The sequence below is a fragment of the Rhizobacter sp. P3_C12 genome (assembly GCF_056402735.1).
On record NZ_JBFUGW010000484.1, the window covers coordinates 1 to 2743 of the forward strand.

At 72.0% G+C, this 2743-nt stretch carries 5 protein-coding genes; 1 reads left to right on the forward strand and 4 read right to left on the reverse strand.

Annotated elements, in window-relative coordinates; genetic code table 11:
• The 4 genes from AC1DXV_RS33490 to AC1DXV_RS33505 all read right to left on the reverse strand — a co-directional run.
• The coding region (locus tag AC1DXV_RS33490; protein ID WP_477937869.1) for a c-type cytochrome at positions 1-430 on the reverse strand (430 nt) is incomplete at its 3' end.
• A gap of 57 nt (positions 431-487) precedes the next feature.
• Positions 488-1144 (reverse strand): FMN-binding negative transcriptional regulator, encoded by a 657-nt coding sequence (locus AC1DXV_RS33495; protein ID WP_477870114.1) that lies wholly within the window; start codon positions 1142-1144, stop codon positions 488-490.
• Positions 1145-1153: 9 nt separating this feature from the next.
• Positions 1154-1630: an OsmC family protein gene (locus AC1DXV_RS33500; RefSeq protein ID WP_477870116.1), complete on the reverse strand. Its 477-nt coding sequence runs from the start codon at positions 1628-1630 to the stop codon at positions 1154-1156.
• 11 nt (positions 1631-1641) lie between these two features.
• Entirely contained in the window at positions 1642-2430 is a 789-nt protein-coding gene (locus AC1DXV_RS33505) for an isocitrate lyase/PEP mutase family protein (RefSeq protein WP_477937871.1), read from the reverse strand.
• Between the two features lie 75 nt (positions 2431-2505).
• On the opposite strand from AC1DXV_RS33505, the gene AC1DXV_RS33510 reads away from it, so the two are divergent.
• Positions 2506-2743: GntR family transcriptional regulator (locus AC1DXV_RS33510; RefSeq protein ID WP_477937873.1), on the forward strand; the 238-nt coding region annotated here is incomplete at its 3' end.

The window sequence follows — 2743 nt, forward strand, 5'->3', positions numbered from 1 at the left end:
GCGTGGCGCCGTGGCATTGCGTGCAGGCCGGCAGCTTGCGCGCGGCATCGCCGTGGCGCGTGAGCGCCTCGCCGCGGCGTGCCACCTCGGCCGGCAGCGCGGGCCCGGGCGCCGGTGGCGAGTACGGCAGGTCGAGCGACGAGAAGTACGCGGCGATCTCGCGCAGGTAGGCGTCGCTCAGCGGGTCGAGCAGGCCGGTCATCAGCGCGTACTGGCGGCGGCCGTCGCGAAAGCCCTGCAGCTGGTGGTAGAGGTAGTCGGCCGGCTTGCCGGCGATGCGCGGGTAGTAGCCGTCGCGCGCGGCGCGGCCTTCCTTGCCGTGGCAGCCGGTGCAGGCCTGCAGGCGCTGCGCGATCGTGTCGGGCACCGGCGGCGCGGCGCGTGCGCTGAAGACGGCGGTCAGCAGGATCAGGGCGAGGAGGGCTTTCATCGTGCGGTGCGCGTGGCAGACGAGGCGGCGGCGCAACGCGAGTATCCCCCCGTGTCTTCAGCCGCCGGGTTGCACCAGCCTGGACATATTGACCGACGCACCGGCCGATCCGGGGCCGCCTGGATCGCCTTGATCGAGCAACCCCGCTGCGACGCCCTCGCGATCGGCGGTCGAGCGGTTCTGGCTGACCTTCCACTTGCCCACCAGCGACTGCAGCGGGATCTCGATGCCGACGATCGCGCGCAGCATGCCGTCGATGAAGTCGGCCGGTGCATCGGCCACCGCCCAGGGCCGCGGCAGCGCGGCCTCGTGCCGCTGCGTCAGCCGCGTCACCAGCGACAGCAGCCACGGCGCGTCTTCATGCACCTGCAGCTTGCCGCGCGCCTGCACCATCACGTAGTTCCAGGTCGGCACCACCTTGCCGTGCTCCGCCTTCGTCGCGTACCAGCCCGGCGAGATGTAGGCCTGCGGCCCCTGGAACACGACCAGCGCATCGACATCGCGCCGCGCGGCCTGCCAGACCGGGTTGGCGCGCGCGACGTGGGCGCGCAGCACCGCGTGGCCGGCCGCATCGTGCTCCAGCAGGAAGGGCACCGGGTTCGCCGACAGCTCGCCGCCCGCATCCTGCGTGACCAGCAGCCCGAGCGGGTGCGTGCGCACCAGCTCGTGCAGCACCTCCGGGCGGGATTCCTCGAAATGACGGGGGGCGTACATGAGGCTCCTTCAGTCGATCGTGACCGGCTCGCACCGCACGTCGGACTTCACCGAGTTCGCGATGAAGCAGTTGGCATGCGCCTCGTGGTGCAGCCGCGCCTGCTCGGCGGCATCGGGCCGGCGCTCGCCGCCGTAGCGCACGGCCGGCCGCAGCGTGACGACGGTGACCGCCATCTGCCGCTGCGCATTCAGTTCCATGATGCCGACCGCCGCATCGCGGTAGTCGTCAATCACCCAACCCGCCTTCGCGGCGAGGCTGAGGAACCACAGCATGTGGCAGCTGCTGAGGGCCGCGACGAAGGCTTCCTCGGGATCGACGGCGCTCGGGTCCGACAGCGGCACGCGCACCGAATGCGGCGACGACGAACCCGGCACGGTCGCGCCGCCGTCGAAGTGCCAGTCGTGGCGGCGGCTGTAGCGGTTGTCGGTGAAGGGCTGGCCGGCGCGCGTCCAGTGCACCTCGGCGTGGTAGTCGTGCGTGGTCATCGTTCAGGTCCTCACAGGCGGTTCAGGTAGTCGAAGGTGCCCTGCTCGCGCACTTCGGTCGCGGCATCCAGCAGCCCGCGCATCGCGGCGCGGTACAGCGAGGTCGCGAGGCTGATGCGGCGCACGCCGGCCGCTTCGAGCTCGGCGACGCTGAACGACTTGCCCTTGATGCCGACCATGAAGTTCAGCGGCTTCGTCAGCGCACTGCACACGGTGCGCACCGCGTCGAGGTCGGGCAGGCCGGGCGCGAACAGCACGTCGGCACCGGCGCGCTCGAAGGCCTGCAGCCGGCGGATCGTGTCGTCGAGGTCGGGGTTGCCGCGCAGGAAGTTCTCCGACCGGGCGGTCAGCACGAAACCGCCCGGCACGGCGCGCGCCGCTTCGACCGCGGCGGCGATGCGCTCGGTCGCGTGGCCGATGTCGTACAGCGGCTTCGCCTCGTCGCCGCTCGCATCCTCGATCGAGCCGCCGGCCAGGCCGATCGCGCCGGCTCGGCGGATCGTCTCGGCGGCGTCCTGCGGTGTGGCACCGAACCCGTTCTCCAGGTCGGCCGACACCGGCACGTCGACCGCCTGCACGATGGCCTGCGCGTGCGCGATGGCCTCGTCGCGCGTCAACTGGCCGTCGCGCCGCCCGGCCACCGCGGCGGCGGCGCCGCTGGAGGTGGCGAGCGCCGCGAAGCCGAGGCCGGCCAGCGCGCGCGCCGAGCCGGCATCGAAGGCATTGGCGATCACGAAGGCGCGCGGGCCGCGGTGCAGTGCGATGAAGCGGTCGATCTGGCTACTGGTCTTGTCGCTCATGGGGGGCTCCCGTCGGGTTCCGGATTGGTTCCACATCGTAGACACTGCAGGGGCTTCACGAGGAACCAATCGACCATGGCTGGAGGAACCAATTCAGCGATCGTTTCAACCGCGGCGACCTTGCGCCAGCAGGTCTACCTGCAGCTGCGCGGCGCGATCGAGCAGGGCACCTTCGCGCCCGGCGCGCGCCTGCCGCCGTCGCGCGACCACGCGCTGGCGCTCGGCGTCGGGCGCAACACCGTCCTGTGGGCGCTGGAGCGGCTGCGCGCCGAGGGCTACGTGGTGGCGCGCGTCGGCGACGGCAGCTATGTGG

What these genes read in the sequence shown, in the direction of transcription:
- AC1DXV_RS33495 (WP_477870114.1), bottom strand. Translation starts at nt 1,144, where the DNA reads ATGTACGCCCCCCGTCATTTCGAGGAATCCCGCCCGGAGGTGCTGCAC.
- AC1DXV_RS33500 (WP_477870116.1), bottom strand. Translation starts at nt 1,630, where the DNA reads ATGACCACGCACGACTACCACGCCGAGGTGCACTGGACGCGCGCCGGC.
- AC1DXV_RS33505 (WP_477937871.1), bottom strand. Translation starts at nt 2,430, where the DNA reads ATGAGCGACAAGACCAGTAGCCAGATCGACCGCTTCATCGCACTGCAC.